At 44.3% G+C, this 18313-nt stretch carries 22 protein-coding genes; 8 read left to right on the forward strand and 14 right to left on the reverse strand.

Annotated features, from left to right (window positions below; genetic code table 11):
* Positions 1 to 34: 34 nt before the first annotated feature.
* The 3 genes from mciZ (at position 35) to AS888_RS22770 (ending at position 1842) form a co-directional block, all read left to right on the forward strand.
* Positions 35 to 196, forward strand: a complete 162-nt coding sequence (gene mciZ / locus AS888_RS25370) for a Z-ring formation inhibitor MciZ (protein ID WP_081092573.1) — start codon at positions 35 to 37, stop codon at positions 194 to 196.
* A gap of 58 nt (positions 197 to 254) precedes the next feature.
* Positions 255 to 1163, forward strand: coding sequence for an aldo/keto reductase (locus AS888_RS22765; RefSeq protein WP_061144355.1), 909 nt, complete (start codon positions 255 to 257; stop codon positions 1161 to 1163).
* A gap of 253 nt (positions 1164 to 1416) precedes the next feature.
* Entirely contained in the window at positions 1417 to 1842 is a 426-nt protein-coding gene (locus tag AS888_RS22770; RefSeq protein ID WP_061144356.1) for an Ohr family peroxiredoxin, read from the forward strand.
* 59 nt (positions 1843 to 1901) lie between these two features.
* On the opposite strand, the gene AS888_RS22775 is transcribed toward AS888_RS22770, so the two are convergent.
* Positions 1902 to 2342, reverse strand: a complete 441-nt coding sequence (locus AS888_RS22775; protein WP_397252421.1) for a MarR family winged helix-turn-helix transcriptional regulator — start codon at positions 2340 to 2342, stop codon at positions 1902 to 1904.
* A gap of 164 nt (positions 2343 to 2506) precedes the next feature.
* Complete coding sequence (locus AS888_RS22780) at positions 2507 to 2764, reverse strand: YqkE family protein (RefSeq protein ID WP_061144358.1); 258 nt, start codon at positions 2762 to 2764, stop codon at positions 2507 to 2509.
* Positions 2765 to 2896: 132 nt separating this feature from the next.
* On the opposite strand from AS888_RS22780, the gene AS888_RS22785 reads away from it, so the two are divergent.
* Positions 2897 to 3826, forward strand: a complete 930-nt coding sequence (locus AS888_RS22785; protein ID WP_061144359.1) for an alpha/beta hydrolase — start codon at positions 2897 to 2899, stop codon at positions 3824 to 3826.
* 19 nt (positions 3827 to 3845) lie between these two features.
* Here AS888_RS22785 and AS888_RS22790 read toward each other — a convergent pair whose 3' ends face one another.
* From AS888_RS22790 to AS888_RS22800, 3 genes are all read right to left on the reverse strand, one after another.
* Positions 3846 to 4169 (reverse strand): iron-sulfur cluster biosynthesis family protein, encoded by a 324-nt coding sequence (locus tag AS888_RS22790; RefSeq protein WP_061144360.1) that lies wholly within the window; start codon positions 4167 to 4169, stop codon positions 3846 to 3848.
* A gap of 153 nt (positions 4170 to 4322) precedes the next feature.
* The gene (locus tag AS888_RS22795; protein ID WP_061144361.1) at positions 4323 to 4658 is read right to left on the reverse strand and encodes a YolD-like family protein; all 336 of its coding nucleotides are present in this window, start codon (positions 4656 to 4658) and stop codon (positions 4323 to 4325) included.
* Positions 4659 to 4687: 29 nt separating this feature from the next.
* Positions 4688 to 5950: a Y-family DNA polymerase gene (locus AS888_RS22800; protein ID WP_061144362.1), complete on the reverse strand. Its 1263-nt coding sequence runs from the start codon at positions 5948 to 5950 to the stop codon at positions 4688 to 4690.
* 423 nt (positions 5951 to 6373) lie between these two features.
* Here AS888_RS22800 and AS888_RS22805 point away from each other — a divergent pair, with 423 nt between their 5' ends.
* Positions 6374 to 7033 carry a C40 family peptidase gene (locus AS888_RS22805; RefSeq protein ID WP_061144363.1) on the forward strand — a complete coding sequence of 220 codons (660 nt, stop codon included), beginning with the start codon at positions 6374 to 6376 and terminating at the stop codon, positions 7031 to 7033.
* Between the two features lie 213 nt (positions 7034 to 7246).
* On the opposite strand, the gene AS888_RS22810 is transcribed toward AS888_RS22805, so the two are convergent.
* Positions 7247 to 7774, reverse strand: a complete 528-nt coding sequence (locus AS888_RS22810; RefSeq protein ID WP_061144364.1) for a hypothetical protein — start codon at positions 7772 to 7774, stop codon at positions 7247 to 7249.
* Between the two features lie 210 nt (positions 7775 to 7984).
* Between AS888_RS22810 and AS888_RS22815 the strand changes: the two genes are divergently transcribed.
* A complete protein-coding gene (locus AS888_RS22815; protein ID WP_061144365.1) occupies positions 7985 to 8383 on the forward strand; it encodes a GyrI-like domain-containing protein in 399 nt (132 codons plus the stop codon).
* Between the two features lie 317 nt (positions 8384 to 8700).
* Here the strand turns inward: AS888_RS22815 and AS888_RS22820 are convergent, their stop codons facing one another.
* Entirely contained in the window at positions 8701 to 9492 is a 792-nt protein-coding gene (locus tag AS888_RS22820; protein ID WP_061144366.1) for an SDR family NAD(P)-dependent oxidoreductase, read from the reverse strand.
* Between the two features lie 23 nt (positions 9493 to 9515).
* Positions 9516 to 10484 carry an MBL fold metallo-hydrolase gene (locus AS888_RS22825; RefSeq protein ID WP_061144367.1) on the reverse strand — a complete coding sequence of 323 codons (969 nt, stop codon included), beginning with the start codon at positions 10482 to 10484 and terminating at the stop codon, positions 9516 to 9518.
* 498 nt (positions 10485 to 10982) lie between these two features.
* Between AS888_RS22825 and proC the strand changes: the two genes are divergently transcribed.
* Positions 10983 to 11828 (forward strand): pyrroline-5-carboxylate reductase, encoded by an 846-nt coding sequence (gene proC / locus AS888_RS22830; RefSeq protein ID WP_061144438.1) that lies wholly within the window; start codon positions 10983 to 10985, stop codon positions 11826 to 11828.
* 108 nt (positions 11829 to 11936) lie between these two features.
* On the opposite strand, the gene AS888_RS22835 is transcribed toward proC, so the two are convergent.
* Entirely contained in the window at positions 11937 to 12368 is a 432-nt protein-coding gene (locus tag AS888_RS22835; RefSeq protein WP_061144368.1) for a VOC family protein, read from the reverse strand.
* A gap of 232 nt (positions 12369 to 12600) precedes the next feature.
* Between AS888_RS22835 and AS888_RS22840 the strand changes: the two genes are divergently transcribed.
* Positions 12601 to 13155: a MerR family transcriptional regulator gene (locus tag AS888_RS22840; protein ID WP_061144369.1), complete on the forward strand. Its 555-nt coding sequence runs from the start codon at positions 12601 to 12603 to the stop codon at positions 13153 to 13155.
* Between the two features lie 98 nt (positions 13156 to 13253).
* Here AS888_RS22840 and AS888_RS22845 read toward each other — a convergent pair whose 3' ends face one another.
* The 5 genes from AS888_RS22845 to rnz form a co-directional block, all read right to left on the reverse strand.
* Positions 13254 to 14048, reverse strand: a complete 795-nt coding sequence (locus tag AS888_RS22845; RefSeq protein ID WP_061144370.1) for an ABC transporter ATP-binding protein — start codon at positions 14046 to 14048, stop codon at positions 13254 to 13256.
* Positions 14023 to 15054: an ABC transporter permease gene (locus tag AS888_RS22850; protein WP_061144371.1), complete on the reverse strand. Its 1032-nt coding sequence runs from the start codon at positions 15052 to 15054 to the stop codon at positions 14023 to 14025. Before AS888_RS22850 ends, AS888_RS22845 begins: the two co-directional genes overlap by 26 nt.
* A 32-nt stretch (positions 15055 to 15086) precedes the next feature.
* Positions 15087 to 16082 carry an ABC transporter substrate-binding protein gene (locus tag AS888_RS22855; RefSeq protein ID WP_061144372.1) on the reverse strand — a complete coding sequence of 332 codons (996 nt, stop codon included), beginning with the start codon at positions 16080 to 16082 and terminating at the stop codon, positions 15087 to 15089.
* A 212-nt stretch (positions 16083 to 16294) separates the two neighbouring features.
* A complete protein-coding gene (locus AS888_RS22860; protein ID WP_061144373.1) occupies positions 16295 to 17113 on the reverse strand; it encodes a squalene/phytoene synthase family protein in 819 nt (272 codons plus the stop codon).
* Between the two features lie 64 nt (positions 17114 to 17177).
* Positions 17178 to 18119, reverse strand: a complete 942-nt coding sequence (gene rnz, locus AS888_RS22865; protein ID WP_061144374.1) for a ribonuclease Z — start codon at positions 18117 to 18119, stop codon at positions 17178 to 17180.
* Positions 18120 to 18313: the final 194 nt, after the last annotated feature.

Consider the following 18313-nt stretch of genomic DNA (forward strand, 5'->3'; position numbering starts at 1 on the left):
ACATTTTACCATACTAGAGATGGAGGGCGATTTAATGAAGATTTATGTGTTGGAAAAAAGCGTTACTTTATCCGGTAAAAGCTGGGAAATCCTGCAAAAGCTAAAACAATTGCAAGATCAATATGTCTATATCAATGATTGGATTGCCGACATACACCATCAGGTTCCCCAAACTCCTTTAAAAAGAATCAAGTGAATTCTTTGAGTGAAATGGAATTCTCCTTTACAATGAACGTAAAGGGAGTGTGGATACTATGAAAAAACGCAGACTTGGTCATTCTGAGTTGCTCGTTTCTGAAATTGGGCTCGGATGCATGTCATTGGGGACTGATGAAAAACAGGCATCCGGAATCATCCAAGCCGCTTTAGATGAAGGGATCAATTATTTTGATACCGCAGATCTGTATGATTTCGGTGTGAATGAAGAAATCGTCGGAAGGAATGTAAAGGCGGTTCGCGAACAGGTATACATAGCCACCAAGGTCGGAAACCGTTGGAATGAAAATAAGGATTCCTGGTCTTGGGACCCTTCTGCCGCCTATATCAAAACAGCTGTAAAAGATAGCTTAAAGCGGCTCGGAACGGATTACATCGATCTTTACCAGCTACATGGAGGAACTCTCGCAGATAATATCGAAGAAACGGTAGAAGCGTTTGAAGAGCTAAAAAAGGAAGGCTATATTCGTCATTATGGCATCTCCTCGATCCGCCCGAACGTGATCAAGGAATTCACTGAAAAGTCCGAGCTTGATTCCGTAATGATGCAGTACAGCCTGCTTGACCGCCGCCCTGAAGAGTGGATGTCCCTTTTGGCAAGCAAACAGATCAGCATCATCGCACGAGGCCCCCTTGCCAAAGGCCTGCTTAGCGAGAAAATGCTCGAAAAAGCACATGAGGATGGATATCTTGATTATAGCTATCACGAACTGAAAGATTTGCTTCCGCAATTAAAGGACAAGCTTTCTGACCGGAAATTAAATGAAACGGCGCTTCAATATATATTGTCACACCCAAGCGTCGCTACCGTTGTCCCGGGAGCAAGCTCAGTAAAGCAGCTCCGTGAAAACTGCCGGGCCGCCAGCAGCCCTTCCTTGTCAAAAACCGAGCTTGACATCTTGAAGCAGCTGACCAAAGCGAGCCGATATGAAAGCCATCGAGATTGATAGATGAAATCGTGAACTAAACGGAAACAGGCTGCCCCATCCACGTTTAACCAGCGGGAGGGGGCAGCCTGTTTCCGTTTGCTTTCGGATTGCCCGCCCTGCAGTTTCAACAATATTATTTTTTTCTAACCTGTCCGGAAACGATGGGGTCACGCCCAGTCATTGAATCAATCTTTTTTGTTGCCATCCCCAAATATATGTTGTACAATTCAGTTGTACACAATTTAAAATACAAAAATCAAGGAGAATGACAATGACTAAAACCTTATTCACTACATCTGTAACGGTTGACGGCGGAAGAGAAGGAACGGCCATTTCTGCGGATGGTAACTTTACGGTTGATATCGCGATGCCGGGAACACCGAGGGCCAAACAGATGCCTGAAGCATCCAATCCGGAGCAGCTTTTTGCTGCTGGGTATGCAGCATGCTTCGATAGTGCGTTGCAATCAGTCGGGAAAGTCGAACGTGTTTCATTCGCTTCAAAGGTCACTGCGAGCGTCAGTTTATTGATGGGTGAGATGCATCAGTACAGCTTGGCTGTCACTTTGGCTGTGAAAGGGTCGGGCATCGATAAAGAGACGTTCGAAGCCCTTGTTCATAAAGCACATCAAATGTGTCCTTATTCAAAAGCAATCAATGGCAATGTCGACGTCGCCATTGAGATCGATGTAGATTAATGAATATCCACCAACAACAAAAACGCTTCGGGTGAAATCTCACCCAAAGCGTTTTTTCTTTAAAATTGCTGTAAAGTTTTCAGCAGATGCAGCAACGAAGCTTTCAAATCTTCGACCACCCGCTTATCTTCGCCTGATATAGCTGAAATGCGATCGGGAATGAAGCAGGCCTCTGCCTGCAAGCCGCGTCCCTTTTCCGTCAGCAAAATCATCACGGAACGCTCATCTTGGGTGGAACGTTCACGGACAATCAAATCATTCTGCTCCATTCGTTTCAACATCGGGGTAAGCGTTCCTGAATCAAGGGCAAGCAGTTCCCCTAATTTTTTGACCGTGAGTGTATCCTGTTCCCACAGCAGGAGAAGGACGAGATATTGAGGATACGTCACATCAAGTTTATCCAGCAGCGGTTTATATTTTTTCGTCATTTCCCTTGAGCTTGCATAAAGCAGGAAACATAATTGATTTTCAAGCACATTTTCCAGTTTGTTTTGCATCATATCACCAGCTAGTCTTAGTCAGTCCGATCTTCATCGGAACTTATCTTTACTATAATCGTTCTGCTGTATAAAATAAAGGAATATCCGGATGGATGAAAGGCAGCTCTCCGTTATAAATAATCCCGAAAATAGGAACAGCCCCATCCTTCACTCCGTTTTGTTCTTTATTTATAATTCTTCCAGTTCAAATTGCTTTCACCCAATAGCTCTTCGAATGATTTATTTTTCTCCCGCTGCTTTCTTTCTGCGCGTTTCTTTTCTTCTTCAGCGGCCTTTTTCTCAACTTCCGCCTCGTTCAGTTCTTTTTGCTTTTGACGAAGCTGGGACATGATATCCTGATTGAGCATATCGCCAAGTTTCAATGATGAATCTTTCTCTTGGTTTTTACTCGGATTTTGCTTACGTGGCTGTTTCTTTTTCATCCTTAAAACCTCCTAGCCCTTATTATGACCTGATTATATCATGATTGCCGTTTTTCCCGTTACGGTTTTCAAACCGTGTTTTCCCATTTCCCTCATGGTAAAATAAAGAAAATCAAACGAGGGGGATCCTTCATGAAAAAATGGTGGCTTGCATTAGTTGGAATTCTAACTTATATCATCGGCGTAGGCCTTTATTTCTCCAATCGGATCATGTACATGAAAAAAAAGGAAGATGCTTTTATCCAAAACCGGGAAATCCTGGCCAAACGCCTGATCAGGGAGGATTTTGATAATCTGCCTAAAACGGAAATCTGGGTATCCTCACCCTCGGGCTATGCATTGAAATGCTTGTTTGTCGAACCGCATGAAACCAATCAGTGGGTTGTCATTTCCCACGGTGTGACGGAAAATAAAGTCAATTCGATTAAGTATATGAATATTTTTCTTAAGCGGGGCTTTAATGCCATCATTTATGATCACCGTCGCCACGGGGATTCCGGCGGCAAGACGAGCAGCTATGGACATTATGAAAAGCTCGACCTGAAGGCCGTAATCGATGAATTGAAGCGGCGTAAAGGCCGTGACCTTACCATCGGCATTCACGGGGAGTCCATGGGGGCCGCAACCTTGCTGTTATATGCCGGGATGCTGGAAGATGGCGCTGACTTTTACATTGCCGACTGTCCATTTTCAACTTTCGAGGATCAGATTCATCATCAGCTCAAGGCGGAAATCCCCATTCCTTCATGGACCGTATTTCCGCTTGGACGTATGTTCATCAAACTCCGGGACGGATATTGGACCAATGAAGTGTCCCCGATCAAGTATATTAAAAACATCCGCAGCCCAGTGCTCTTCATTCACAGTGAAAAGGACACCTTCATTCCCGTTTCGATGACGATGGAATTATATGCAGCAAAAGAGGGCCCAAAGCAGCTGTACATCGCTAAAAAAGGGGCCCATGCTCAATCTTATAATGAGAATCCGCAAGAATATGAAGCTCAAATCGATCAGTTTCTAGAAACTTGTCTGAAAAAGAGAAAGGAAACAGAGGGGATCTAATCCTCCCTCTTTTCTTCATTTACATTTTGTTAAAAAAGCTCATTCTAGGATTCAAGATTTGATTCGGACTTTTCAACTGAAAACTGTTCGCTTCCGGTACAAAGTCTATTTTCATGCTTTCATCGAGAAAAATCATTTTTGATGTTTCCACGAATAGAGGGATACCGTTCGTTTCCACCTTTTCGGTCCCTTCCTCCGCTTCGTTGACTAGCCATAACGCCGTCACACCGCTTACAACGCAGCCGCAGCCATCCGTGTCATATTTCAACTGTAAATGTCCTTTTTGTCCCTCTAGCTTATCGGCTATTTTCCCTGCCGCTCTTTCCGTCCATTCAATATACATGTTACATGCCTCCCGATGTCTTTGCCTGCCCCCATTATAAACGATAAAAACGCCGCTGTTAACGAATCTGCCTGCTCCACTGATGTTCTTGGATTGCCGATTTGTTTTGTTTCAAGCGATTTGCCTCCTTCTAAAAGAGGTGGTCCCTCCGCCTCAGCCTTCCATTATCCTCACATCCGCTATATCAGAAAGCTTGATATAGTGGGCCTGCTGGAAATGATCGACGATATGGAGTTTTTGACTGAGTTCATTATAATAATGGATCCGGCCAATTAACAGCTGATACCGGCTTCCTTCATAATGAGCAATCGTGACATCCTTTCTCCCCTCCATCGCCTCCCCCATCACGGCATTCATTTCCTCCAGCTGCTGCTCATCAAGGGTGCGCTTCGCTTCATAACCATCCTCCCCCGCCCAATCCCGCAGCATTTTCACATGCTCCGGCAGCATCATCGATGTCCATTTGATACGGCCTCGATCACGAATCATCCTTTTCCTCTCCCTTCAAAATTCCAGCCTCACGCTTTATGTCCGCCAAGCAGCCTGCTTCGGTAAACGGCTGTACCCGCTTCTGTATACGAAACGGCACGCAATAACGCTTTCGACCCATATTTATGGCGAATTCGATCGACCGTGTAACTAAGCTCCCGCTTTTTCCAGCGCGACATATCAAATAAAGTCAGCTGCATCTCGTTATCGTCGACAATATTCGAGAGTGTGACCGCTATACTCCGAACCGTTTTTTGCTTGGTATAGTTTTCACGGAAAAGCTCCAGGCAAACTTTATACAGCTCCATCGTAATGTTGGTCGGTTCACTTATTGAACGGGAGCGCTGGAACCCCCCGCCAAATTCATCCTTGCTGTAACCAATGCCCAGGCTGACCGTCCTGCCTGCCTTGTGATGGGTGCGTGCCCTTCTTCCGACTTCTTCGCAAATCTCCAGCATCACCTGCTTGATTTCATGCTCTTCCTTGTAATCCCGCAGCAGAATCTGGCTTTTGCCAAAGCTCACCTGTCCCTCGATAATCGGTGCCCCCATATCCGATAAATCTATTCCCCACGCATGGTGGTAAAGCTGATTGCCCATAATGCCAAACTTCGCTTCAAGTAATTCAAGATCATAATTGGCCAGCTGCCCAACCGTAAATATCCCCATTCCATGAAGGGTTTTTTCCAAACGCCTGCCGATGCCCCACATTTCACGAAGCGGGGAAATCGGCCAAAGCTTGTTTGGCACATCCTCATACTTCCATTCGGCAATCCCTTCATGCTTGGCTTCTAAATCCAAGCAAAGCTTAGCCATAAGCATGTTCGGACCAATTCCAATGGCGCAGGGAAGCTGTAATTCCCTTTCGATTTCATCTCTTATTTTTCCAGCTATCATCCGGGCATCTCCCCATAAAGAAGCCGCCCCATCGACTTTCACAAAACTTTCATCCACGCTATATACATGAATCGCTTCTTTGGGCACATAACGGTTGAACAGCCGGGTGATTTCCGTCGAGACCCTTAAATAGGTTGCCATTTTCGGTTCAACGACGACAATCCTTGGATCATTCGGAATCTCAAACATCCGCGAACCCGTTTTGATGCCAAATTCCTTCTTCATCTTTGGGGAAGCAGCAAGCACGATGCTCCCCGTCCTTTGCAAATCACCAACCACCGCCAGATAACACTCAAGCGGATTCAAACCAAGCATGACCGCTGAACAGCTTGCATAAAAGCTCTTCATATCGATACACATAATTGAGTGGTTCGGCATCGTCCCATAATCCATCATCCATCATCCATCCGCTCTAACAAGAATATATGTTCGCTTATATTATACTCATTACTTTAACCGAATATACGTTCTTGTTCAATGGAAGTTTTCAGCCAATTTTCTACTTTTTATTGCAATTTCCTCAAGAAAATATATTCATCCTAACAATGGATGAATATCCAATATTTCTCTGTATACCCATATAGTTTTTTTATAATCAAACAATTCGTAACTTGAATTATTGGAAATGAATCCAAATGCTTACTGACTCTTCTATATTACAGTTAATTTCAATAGGCTTTCGCCTGACATTTATCTAGGTCTTTATATCTGATTTTTGTAATGTAATTGTAACTAAAAATATGTCTAATTGTCATAATGGTATTGTAGGATAATATTGTTAAGAACAATCGTGAGATAGATAGAGAGGAAATGAAAATAATGAAGAAATGGATCGCTTCAGCTGCTGTTGCTTCTGCCATGATGCTAACCCCACTGCAAGCCTTTGCTAATATTGGAGACCAAACCCTCAGACCCGGAATGACACATAGCGATGTCAAACAACTACAACAACTTTTAAAAACCAAAGGTTATTTCACATATTCAGGTTCACTGACTACATATTATGGAACCTATTCCACATCATCAGTAAAAAAATTCCAAAAAGCTAAAGGCCTAACAGCCGACGGAATCGCCGGCCGAGCCACATTCAATGCACTTGGCGTTTATAAAGTCAATAATACAAGCATGATCAACTATGCAAAAACCTTGATGGGCAAACCGTACAAATGGGGCGGAACGACTCCGGCTGGATTCGATTGTTCCGGCTTCATCTATTACGTGTTCCAGAAGTCACAAGGAATCACCCTTCCGCGTACCACATCCTTGCTCTATTCCAATACAGGTTTAAAAGTTTCGTCACCTTCTAAGGGGGATCTTGTATTCTTTGATACTTCTTCCGGAAGAACAGGTGTATCACACGTTGGCATCTATATCGGGAATGGCCAATTCATTCAGGCTTCGACTTCAAAAGGAGTAACCATCACGGATATGGATAATTCTTATTGGAAACCAAGGTATTTAGGTGCAAAAACTTTATAAACCCCATACGTCAAAGAACCGGATAGATCTTCTGTCCGGCTCTTTATTTTGTTTAGGCCATTTCATTGTTTGAGCCCGAACAAAAAAAGACCCTTGAAGGGTACTTTTAGGTGTGGACCGCAGTGAATGACAATGAACTAAGAAACCGTGAATCCACAATCCGTGATCTTCATCACCTCATTGTCAAAGGAACCTGCCCCGGTTGCTCCTACACTATTTTAAATATAAGATTTCATCCGTTACATCCTCTACAGTCACCATGAAGGAAGAATCCATATTGGAACGATTCATCATTTCGATCGTGTACACATGCTCTGACGGCAGATGAGTGACTTCAAGAATGATGAATCGCTGACTGTCGGCTTCGCTGACATGCTCGAGGGCAGCAGTGACCGCCCGCTGCTCGGCTGCGCTTTTCTCATCCGTCAAAACAAGAATCAGTTCTGCTTTCGCTTTCCCAGGAAATGTTTTTTTCGTGACCCCGCCCCTGTGCCACGGCTTCACTTTCATCCCAACCTCCAACTCGGAATAATCGAGGTTCTTTCCATGTTGATCTTGAATATATGTATCATTGGTCACCTTATAGTACGTTCCTTTAATCAGGAGCCTTCTATCATCAAGATCCGTAATGAAGCCTTCTTCTCCCTTATCAATGTCCTCCTTGTTCCAATCGGAGGTTTGACAGCCCCCCAGCATGCAGACGACAAGCAAAAACATATAAAGGTTCACCATCTTCTTCATGAAAATCCCTCCTAAGAAATAGACGCAATTCACCATGATTTGGTTACCAATCGATTAAAAATAAATATCCCATCGCAAAAATAGGATCCGTACCTCGTTTTTTGTAAGGAAAATGGGATCTCGATACCTGATGATTCAGTCATCTTAGGAAGGGAATTCACGTGTTTTTATAGAATTAGTACATAATAACTTTTGAAAGGAAGAAAACACATGAAATTAAAAGTCATAAACAGCATACGAACCAATAATTTTAATGACGAACGTTTGATGCAAAGGATTACGGAATTATGGCAGAAGGCTTCCGATCGTCTGGCTGATCACCAGGGAATTACCCACGCTGTATATCATAAGTATGAAAGTGACTATAAAGGTGATTATTCATTAAGTATAACTGTTGAAGATGATGATGGGGAACCTTCACTGGAAATTCCGAATAACGTAAAATATGAAATCTTCATCGTGGATACAAAGGTAGAACATGGAGTCATCAACACCTGGAAAGAAATATGGGCTCGTGAGGATGCGGGTACATTGGAAAGGGCATATTCATTTGATTTCGAAAAATATTACCCTAATGGAGAAATTGAAGTTTACATAGCATTAAGATAGTGTGCATGCATGGATGAATGACGAAAAACGATCACACCAAAATAAGGTCTTCGATATAGCAGACAAACTCCGATCAAAATGGAGCTTGTCTGCTGTTTTTTCATTTTTACAATTTGACCGTTACACTCCCCACTTTGCTTTAAAACGAAAGTGACGTCCCAATTGCTTACAGATTTGGAGGTTTGTACTTTGACCGTTCGTTTTCCCCTGCAATATGTATGAGGACTTTCTTATACAGGCTTCAAAAAAAAGGCTTCGAAATGTTTCCATTTCAAAACCCTTCTGTCTGAACGCTTGGATATGGATCCGTACATGAATTATTTTTTAAAAAATGCTTTTTTTCCTAAAAATTCGGTGATTCCCGGAAACAAGGTATACCATTTCCCAGCAAAATCCATCCAGCCTGGGAGATTGATTTCCCTCTTGTTCGTCAGCATCGCCGCGACGATTTTAGTCGCGACACGCTCAGGTTTAAGCATGAATTTTTCAACATTCTTTACATATGTACCCGATTCATCGGCAATGCCGAAGAAATTCGTTTCTATCGGCCCTGGGTTGACGGTGGTTACATAAACATGATCTTCCATCAGCTCGAGCCGAAGAGCATTTGAATAGCCGAGTACGGCGAATTTAGTCGAAGAATACAAAGTTGATTTAGGAGTGGCAATTTTAGCTGCCTGTGAAGCAATATTGATGATATGCCCTGATTTCCTCTGCTTCATATAGGGAAGGACTTGCTTTGTACAGGCCATTAATCCTATCACATTGACGGCAAACATCGCTTTCGTTTCGTCTATTCCCGTATCCTGCGCTTCTTTAAATGTCCCGAAGCCAGCGTTATTGACCAATACGTCCACTTCACCTATTTGCGTATGAATGTCATGAAATACCGATGTGATTTGCTCGGTATCTGACACGTCAAGCTTAAAGGCGTATGCATCGATCCCATAACGAGTGATTAGCTCATTCTTTACCTGTTGTAATTTATCCAGGCTTCTCGCCAAAAGCACAAGACGGCCGCCTTGCTTTGCCGCTTCGATAGCCACTTCCTTGCCAATCCCTCCGGAAGAACCGGTGATCACGATTACTTTCCCTTGCAAGTTTTTCAAAAAGTTTCCCTCCTTTTAGACCATTAAGCGATTGAATAAAGAATGACCCCAGCTTGGATTTCCGTTTCGACTTCACCCAGATTTTCCAAATAGTCCAGCTGACCGATCGTTTCCGAAAGTGTAAGGCCCACTTCCTGAAGATATACTTTCGGAAACAACTGCTTACACACCTCAAAGACCGACAACGGCTTATCGGAAAGCATGCTTTTCACCTGCATCGCCCGATTATGCTGCCGCTCGAATCTATATTGAATCAGGTCGGCCACCGCATCGCCTTTCACTTCATCACCATGTCCCGAGTAGACCATCGATATGGAAAAGCCCAATATTTTCTGAAGTGAAGCATTATATTGCAGTAATGGCCGCGGCCTTATCCCCCCCGGAAGGATAGGCGGTTCCATCAGCGGATTAGGTGAAATCTTGGCAAGCAAGTGATCACCGGCAATCATGACACCGTCACTTTCGCGATAAAAGGATAAATGACTTTGGGCGTGCCCTGGAGTCTCAATCGCTTTCCAGCCTGGAAGTCCAGGCAGTTCATCGCCCTCGGCCAAATACCCCTGCAGCTTTCGTTCACTAAGGAAACGGATTTCGTCGCGATGATGGATCAATTTATTTTTCAACTCTTCGGCGACTCCAAACTTCGAGGCATAATCAAGGAAGAAACGATTATGGTTTTCAAGGAAATCATCACTTATGGCGAGCCAGCGCTGATTGTTTTTATGTCCATAGACCGGGATTTCCTTTGCAAAGAAGTCGAGTGCGCCGGCATGATCGGGGTGATGATGTGTCAAGATGATTTGTTCGATATCGGTCAACTCCAGGCCCAAATCCGCAAGTCCTTGAGTCAACGCTTCCTTTGATCGTTTCGTTTTAACGCCCGTGTCAATGAGGGTTAATGCATCCCCCTTCACTACATAAACATTTACATCACCCACTGCAAACGGTGTGGGCAAAGCAATTTTTGCAATATCTCCATTCCAGTTCACCATAATCATTTCCACCTTAGAAATTATATTTATATAAAAAATTTTTTTCATCAAACCAAATTCTTAGTACACATAACAAGTAAATCAATGTATAATCACTATTTTACATATATTTTTTAATACTGTCATTATTTTCACATAATTCATGTCTATTTTTTGACGCCGATACATATATTATCATTGACAGAGTAACGATATATCCTTCATAATCACAAGTAATTAAAGACGGCATGGCTTTGAGTAAGGCCAAGTAAATTTATTGATGGCGTAAAGAGAATGAAGCCCGGAATGTGCTGAAAGGCTTCATCGCCCTCTCATGATTGAACCTACCTTATGAGCCTTCAGGAAAACCTGACGTAAATCCCGCGTTAGAGGATGCGAGTGCAGCATTCCTGTTTATTAGGAAGCTGAACAAAGGTGGTACCACGGAAGCGAGACCTTTCGTCCTTTATTGGATGAGGGGTCTTTTTGTTTTTAGAAAGAAGAAAAGGAGCGGAAATCATGAAGAAAATCGCATTCATCGGCGCTGGATCGATGGCAGAAGCAATCATTTCGGGGCTGGTGACGCAACAGGTAATACAGCCTGCAAATATTTTCGTAACGAATAAAACAAATGATGACAGATTCAATTATTTAAAGGAACAGTATGGGGTGACCACTACAAGATCGCTGCAGGCATTATTGCAGGACGCGGACCTTGTCGTCCTCGCAGTGAAACCGAAAGATATGTTAGAAACGATGCAATCAATAAAAGATTACATTCGTGAAGAAATGCTGTTCATTTCCGTAGTGGCCGGCGTTCACACATCTAGCTTGGAGGGAATCGCCAACAAGCAATTCTCCATCGTCCGAGCCATGCCCAATACATCGGCAACCGTAGGAAAGTCAGCAACGGCACTTGCCGCTAATGGCCATACGAAAGAGGCGCAATTACAAACGGCCATCACCCTGTTTGAAACGGTAGGAACGGTCGCAATCGTTGAAGAAAGTCAGCTCGATGCGGTAACGGGCTTATCAGGCAGCGGTCCGGCTTATATTTATTACCTGGTCGAGGCATTGGAACGATCAGCCGAAACGATTGGTCTCGATTCCAAAACGGCGAAACAATTGATTCTTCAAACATTGCTGGGTGCGGCCGATATGTTGCAGAAGTCCCCTAAAACGCCTGCCGTGCTCAGGAAGGAAGTAACCTCACCAGGCGGCACGACTGAAGCAGGTTTGAAACAGCTGCAAGCTCACCAAGTACAGGAAGCCTTCATTGCCTGTGTACAGGAAGCGACTGAGCAATCGAAGCGAATGGGTGATCAAATAAGCAAAGAACTTGCTAAATATGTCGTCCCCCAGTAGGGCCGATGAGGATGAACTGTTGTCTCGCCCCCCTATCTTGCTTGGAGTGGCGAGGCAACAGCTTTTTTCAGGATGAAGGAATACCTGCGGGTGCAACCATTTAAACGCTCACTCTATGATCAGCATATCTTGGTCATCAAAACGCCAATCCTTCGAATACGCCACCTCCCAATAGTACCCATCAAGATCGGAAAAGTAGCCACTGTATCCTCCCCAAAACACCTCTTGAGGTGTTTTCTCGATTATCCCTCCTGCCTTTTCGGCCTTTGCCATCACCTCATTCACTTCTTCAACCGATTTGGCATTGTAAGCAAGCGTGATGCCCGAAAATCCACCCCGCTTCGGTGGCTCCAGCTCGCTGATATCTTTCGTTAACTCCTCTAAAGGGTACAAAGCAAGTTTCGTTCCCGCATTATTGAAAAAAACAATGGAAGGCGCATCCTCTTTAATCGATGTCTGAAACCCTAATCCATCCCGATAAAATGTTAAAGATTTACTCATATCCTTTACACCTAACGTAATAAGGTTAATCCTGTTCATGGTATTCCTCCTTTTTTTGGTTATGCAAGGGGTATTCGACATCAAAAGCAAATATCCTTTTTCAGAATGAGCCAGCCAGCAAACTCTCCTTAGGAAATTGCCTCATTGATTGATCCTTCATGCAAATTACGTAGGAAATCCACTTTCTTTGCCGAATGGATACAAGTTTTGTCAACTGTAAAGGAATTGCTTCTTCCTTATCGAATTCAACAACCATAAAGGGGGAATTTCGATGAATACAAGTGCAGTTGCCCGGTTACTGAATGTTTCCCATAGTACAATCCAACGTTGGGTTAGCCAATTGAACATGGAAGTAGAACGGAATCAGCTTGGCCACTACCAGTTTTCAGAGGAAGACATTGCCTTGTTAAGAAAAATCCAAAATCAGCTGAACGAGGGCATCATTCTCCAGAAGGTCAGCATATCAGAGAGTAAAATCAGAAAAGCAACCGTCCAGAAACACCCTGAAATGTCAAAAGAACATGAACAGCTGATGGAACGGGTCATCCGGCTTGAAAATGGTTTGAAAACAAAAGCGGATGATGTGGTATCCTATCAGCTTTTACAGCACAGAAGTGAAATGGAAGAAATGCACAAACTCGTAAAAAAGCTCGAAGCCCGAATCGAAGCGCTAGAAACGCCAACAGTCCCGCCATTTGATTACTTCCTTGCTGCTGAAGAAACCGCCGCCACCAAAAAAACGAAAAAAAGACCGTTCATGAAAATGATTTTCGGCAATGGCCGAAAGAGTGATTCGGCTTCATGGAGCACGGCAGACAGCGATTAAATTCATGATTGGCACAATGACGCCATTTCCTTACCGGTCCATACATTGAAAAGGCCTGACCCAAGGTTCGCTTCACCTTTGGGTCAGGCCTTTTCATCTTAGATTAAAACGGCACGGTCATTGATCATTTTCTCGCCTTTAATCCGCTGGAATTCGTTAAGCAGTTTTTCAACCGTAAGCTTCTGCTTATCAGCCCCTCTTGCCTCAAAGATGATCTGCCCTTTATCCATCATGATCAAGGAATATCCAAGATCGATTGCCTGCTGCATATTATGAGTGACCATCAAGGTCGTCAACCGGTTTTTTTCGACGATTTCCTTCGTCAGATTTGTTACAAGCTCTGCCCTGGACGGGTCGAGAGCGGCTGTATGTTCATCAAGAAGCAGGATTTTCGGATCGGTGAAGGTGGCCATCAACAAGGATAAGGCCTGACGCTCCCCGCCTGATAATAATCCGACCTTGGCAGTCATGCGATTTTCCAATCCTAAATGGAGAGTAGCCAAGCTTTCTTTAAATAGCTCCTTCCGTTTTTTGGTCACGCCGAAGCCGAGGCCTCTGCTATTGGTCCTGCCATAGGCAATGGCCATATTTTCTTCGATTGTCATATGCGGGGCCGTACCGAGCATCGGATCCTGAAACACACGGCCGATCATTTTGGCACGGGCATGCTCCTCGATCGCAGAAACGTTCTGTCCATCAATGAACACTTCACCGGCATCAGGAAGGATTTTACCGGAAATCATATTCATCAATGTCGATTTCCCGGCACCGTTACTTCCGATGACCGTTACGAACTCTCCTTTTGTCATCTGCAGTTCAAGATTCCCAAGGGCAAGCTTCTCGTCCGGTGTCCCTTCATTGAAGACCTTATAAATCTGATTTAACCGAAGCATATCCTTCCCCGCCTTTCGATAGAGTGCCTCCATGGCGTAACTGAATTTCCTTGAGGCGCTTTTTCTTCCGGCTCTTTTCCTTCTGTTTATCGGAAATTTTCGGAATGACAAGTGCCCCGATCACAATTAGTGCCGTAATTAATTTAACATCACCTGTATCAAGGAATTTCACCCGAAGGGCCAAGGTCACGACGATGCGGTAAATGATCGCTCCACCGATCACCGCAAGCGTCGCACGGGCAATCGTTTTTGCACCAAACAACGCTTCGCCAATGATGACGGAGGCCAATCCGATGACGATGATACCAATCCCCATGCCAATATCGCTAAAGCCGTTATATTGGGCAACAAGAGATCCCGAGAAAGCGACAAGTGCATTGCCGATTGCCAGCCCCAGAATCTTCATGTTGCCGGTATGGGCGGAAAAACTGTTGACCATCGCTTCATTATCCCCCGTCGCCCGTAACGCAAGACCTATCTCCGTTTTTAAAAAAGCGGACATCCCCACTTGAATGATTAACGCCATGATCAGCATGACGATCAAAACCGACCACGTTTTCGGCAGGCTGTCACCGAGGCCAACGATCGATAAAAGACCATTCAACATATTGTCCAACCCAGTGCCGGCAAAGGCATCCTGGATTTTCGTGATGATGGTAGTCTGGGACAGCAAAGGGATGTTGGAGGCCCCCATGATCCTTAAATTGATGGAGTAGAGGGCGATCATGATCAAGATACCTGCCAGGAGCGGATTGATCTTCCCCTTGGTATGAAGGAGCCCCGTTATGGCCCCAGCGATGAATCCGGCCAGCAGCGCACATAAGGTGGCCACGATCGGCGAGTATCCGTTAACGATCATAATGGCGGATACGGAGGCACCGGTCACAAAACTTCCTTCGACCGTCAGATCCGGGAAGTCGAGGATCCTGAATGTTAAATAGACACCAAGTGCCATAATCGCGTAAATCATTCCCGACTCAAAAGAATTGAATAAGGCTGTAGGCATATTCTTCTTCCTTCCCCGAACAAAAGCAGCGTTTATTTTACAAACTCAGCATCTGCTTTCCATTCCTCTTTTATTTCAACACCCATTTCTTTTGCTGCCTTTTCATTGATGACCAACTTCAGTTTTTGTGGATATTGAACCGGGATATCTCCAGGTTTTTTGCCATCCTTCAAGATTTCAACCGCTTTTTGCCCAGCTTCATAGCCAATATCGAAGTAGCTGAAGCCATAGGCTGCGAAGCCGCCGGCATTCACGGAATCAAGCTCGCCAACGAACAGCGGGATATCTTCGTCATTCGCAACCGAAATGACCGATTCCAATGCCGAGACTACAGTATTATCGGTAATGATATAAAAAGCATCCGCTTTCCCGATTAATGATTCCGTTGCCTGTTTAACGTCGGCTGAAGTGGAAACGGATGCTTCCACGACTTTCAATCCCGCTTTTTTCGCTTCCGCTTTCACGTTTTTGATTTGAACGACGGAATTTTGCTCCCCTGTATTATAAACGGTTCCAACTGTCTTGGCGCCCAGTTCTTCCGCCAGGAATTTCATGGATTTGGCAATCGCTTCCGGATGTGAATCGGTCGTACCTGTCACATTCCCGCCTGGTTTGTCCAAAGAGGTAACCAGCTCCGTCGCCACTGGGTCTGTGACCGATGTAAATACGATCGGTATATCCTTTGTCGCATTTAAAGCACTTAGGGCACTTGGAGTCGAATTGGCAAAAATCAAATCGACTTTATCGCCAACAAAGTTAGTGGCAATCGTCTGATTGTTGTTTTGATCGCCCTGCGCATTTTGGAGATCATACTTGACCTTGACATCACTGTCCTTCAATGCCGCCTTGAACCCTTTATATGCCTGATCCAGTGAGTCATGCTGAACGAATTGGGTCACTCCGATATCGTACGTTTCCGTTTTGTTTCCATCCTTCGCCGTATCTTTTTCCTTGTCACTCCCGCACCCAGCCAATGTTAATCCTGCTACTAAAGTCATTGCTAATGTCGAATATAATTTCTTTTTCATATTTTCCCCCCGCTTTTTACTTATTAAGATCAGCACTTTCCACTCACGCCAGTTTTTTCGCGTATATGTGTTAAATTATAATCGTTTAGTCCCAATTATTCCAATATATTTTTTAACTTTTTAGAATATTTCGAGTTATCGGATGATAGAATTCAAAAAAAGCTGCCGCGAAAGGCAATATCACCTTTTCACGGCAGCTTTTTTTGGAATGGTCAATGTTCGACAACTTGATTCACGATCTCGGTTACAGTGGCACGATCAATTTTTTCTTTGCCCTCTTTTAATGCCTTCAATGTAGCTTTTGCTAATTCCAAAGGGATTTTACAGAAATGGATGATTTCCTTCGTTTCTATCTCCGCAATATAAGAATCCGCTAGTGCTAAATTATGTTCCGTATGCGATAGCATCTCTTCGAAGCCCCAGCCATCCGGATAAAAATTCACCCCGCGTTCTGCATCTTCCTCCCGGTTACGCAGAATATTGACCGTTTGGAGCCCACGGCCGAATGCGATGGCAAGTTCACGATCCGTTTCGGTTCCATCAAACCAGTTCCACATATCAGAAAGCATGACCCCCACTAAACCTGCAACATAATAGGTGTAATCATCAAGCTCTGCTTCATCATGTATTTGCCAGTCCTTCTTCACCCATTTCGCCATGCCTTCGGCCATTTCCCGTGTGGACTCCAAAACTTTGGCTCTCGCTCCTTGAGGACAATACTGAATCCAATCAGCCAAAAGCAAGGTCACCTCGGGCAAATCGTCCTTATATGGCTTGAATAACGATTGAAGTTCTTCTTCACGGTAATCCACCTTAAGCAGCCCGCTTAGCGCCTGTAACAGGGAAATCTTATTGTCTGCCGGGAGGCCTGGATGATCCTCGATCTCATCAATGGCACGCATGCACAGATAGGCAGCTCCGATCGCCTCTTGTAATCCTTTTGGGAGATAGCTGATCGGAATGAAAAAAGTACGGCTTGTCTTTAAAAGGAAATCCATTGCTTTAGTATGTAAGTTGCTTTGATCAGTCATAGGTTACACTCCTTTAAATATCCAATGAACAGTTGTATCATTATATCAAACATTCGAGTTGATTTCAGCTTCCCTCTTTCTCAGCATATAAAGGAATCTTGATCGTCATCAAATCTTCTGCCATGATCGTATTTGCGAAGATTGCCTTGCTTTGATCCTTTAACCTCTCCGAATCCTCGATGCTATACCGTGAGCTGATATGGGTAAGGATTAAATGCTTGGCTCCTGCTTTCAAGGCCGTTGTTGCAGCCTGAACGGTTGTCGAATGGTAATAACTAGAGGCCATTTCCGTTTCTTCTGCAGAAAATGTAGCTTCATGAACCAGGTAATCTGCCGAATCAGCAAGTACCAGGGCATTAGCGCACACTCTTGTGTCTCCTAAGATCGTGATGATCCGTCCCTTTTGCGGAGCCCCCAAATAATCTTTCCCGTTCAAGACACGGCCATCCTCGAGTCGGACCGTTTGCCCATCCTTCAATGCTTTATAAAGCGGACCTGGTTTAACGCCAGCTTGATGCAGCAGGTCCACACGCAGACTTCCTGGACGGTCCTTCTCTTTAATCCGGTAACCGACACTGAATATGCCATGATCCAGCGGCATGGCCGTCACGGTGAATTGGTCATCATCAAACACGATGCCTTCTTCGATTTCGACAATTTCCAATGGATATTTCAAATGAGTGCCACTCACAAGTATACTTGTCTTAATATAAGCATCGATCCCTTTTGGACCATATACGGTCAATTTTTCCACTCCGCCCTGAAAAGATCTGCTGCTTAACAGCCCAGGGAGGCCGAAGATGTGATCGCCATGTAAGTGGGTGATGAATATCTTTTCGATCTTTCGCGGTTTGACTGCCGTTTTTAAAATTTGATGTTGTGTCGCTTCACCACAATCGAATAACCAAACGGTCCCCCGCTCTTCCAGTAATTGCAGGGCGATTGACGTCACATTGCGCGCCTTGGCCGGTACACCGGCGCCTGTACCCAATAAAACAAAATCCACTGATCCTACCTCCGTTGCCAACGTTAATAGCTTAACTATAGCATAACCATGGAGGTTCTTTCATTTATGACCGACTAAAACCGCGATCAGATTAAACTTTTTATGAAATATAAGAAAAAATGCGCAAATTGATTGCTTTGAGGGAAAGCTAATCGTAAAATTAGAAATTGGTACACATACGGGAATTCCAACTT

Source organism: Peribacillus simplex (genome assembly GCF_001542915.1).
GTDB lineage: Bacteria > Bacillota > Bacilli > Bacillales > DSM-1321 > Peribacillus > Peribacillus simplex_B.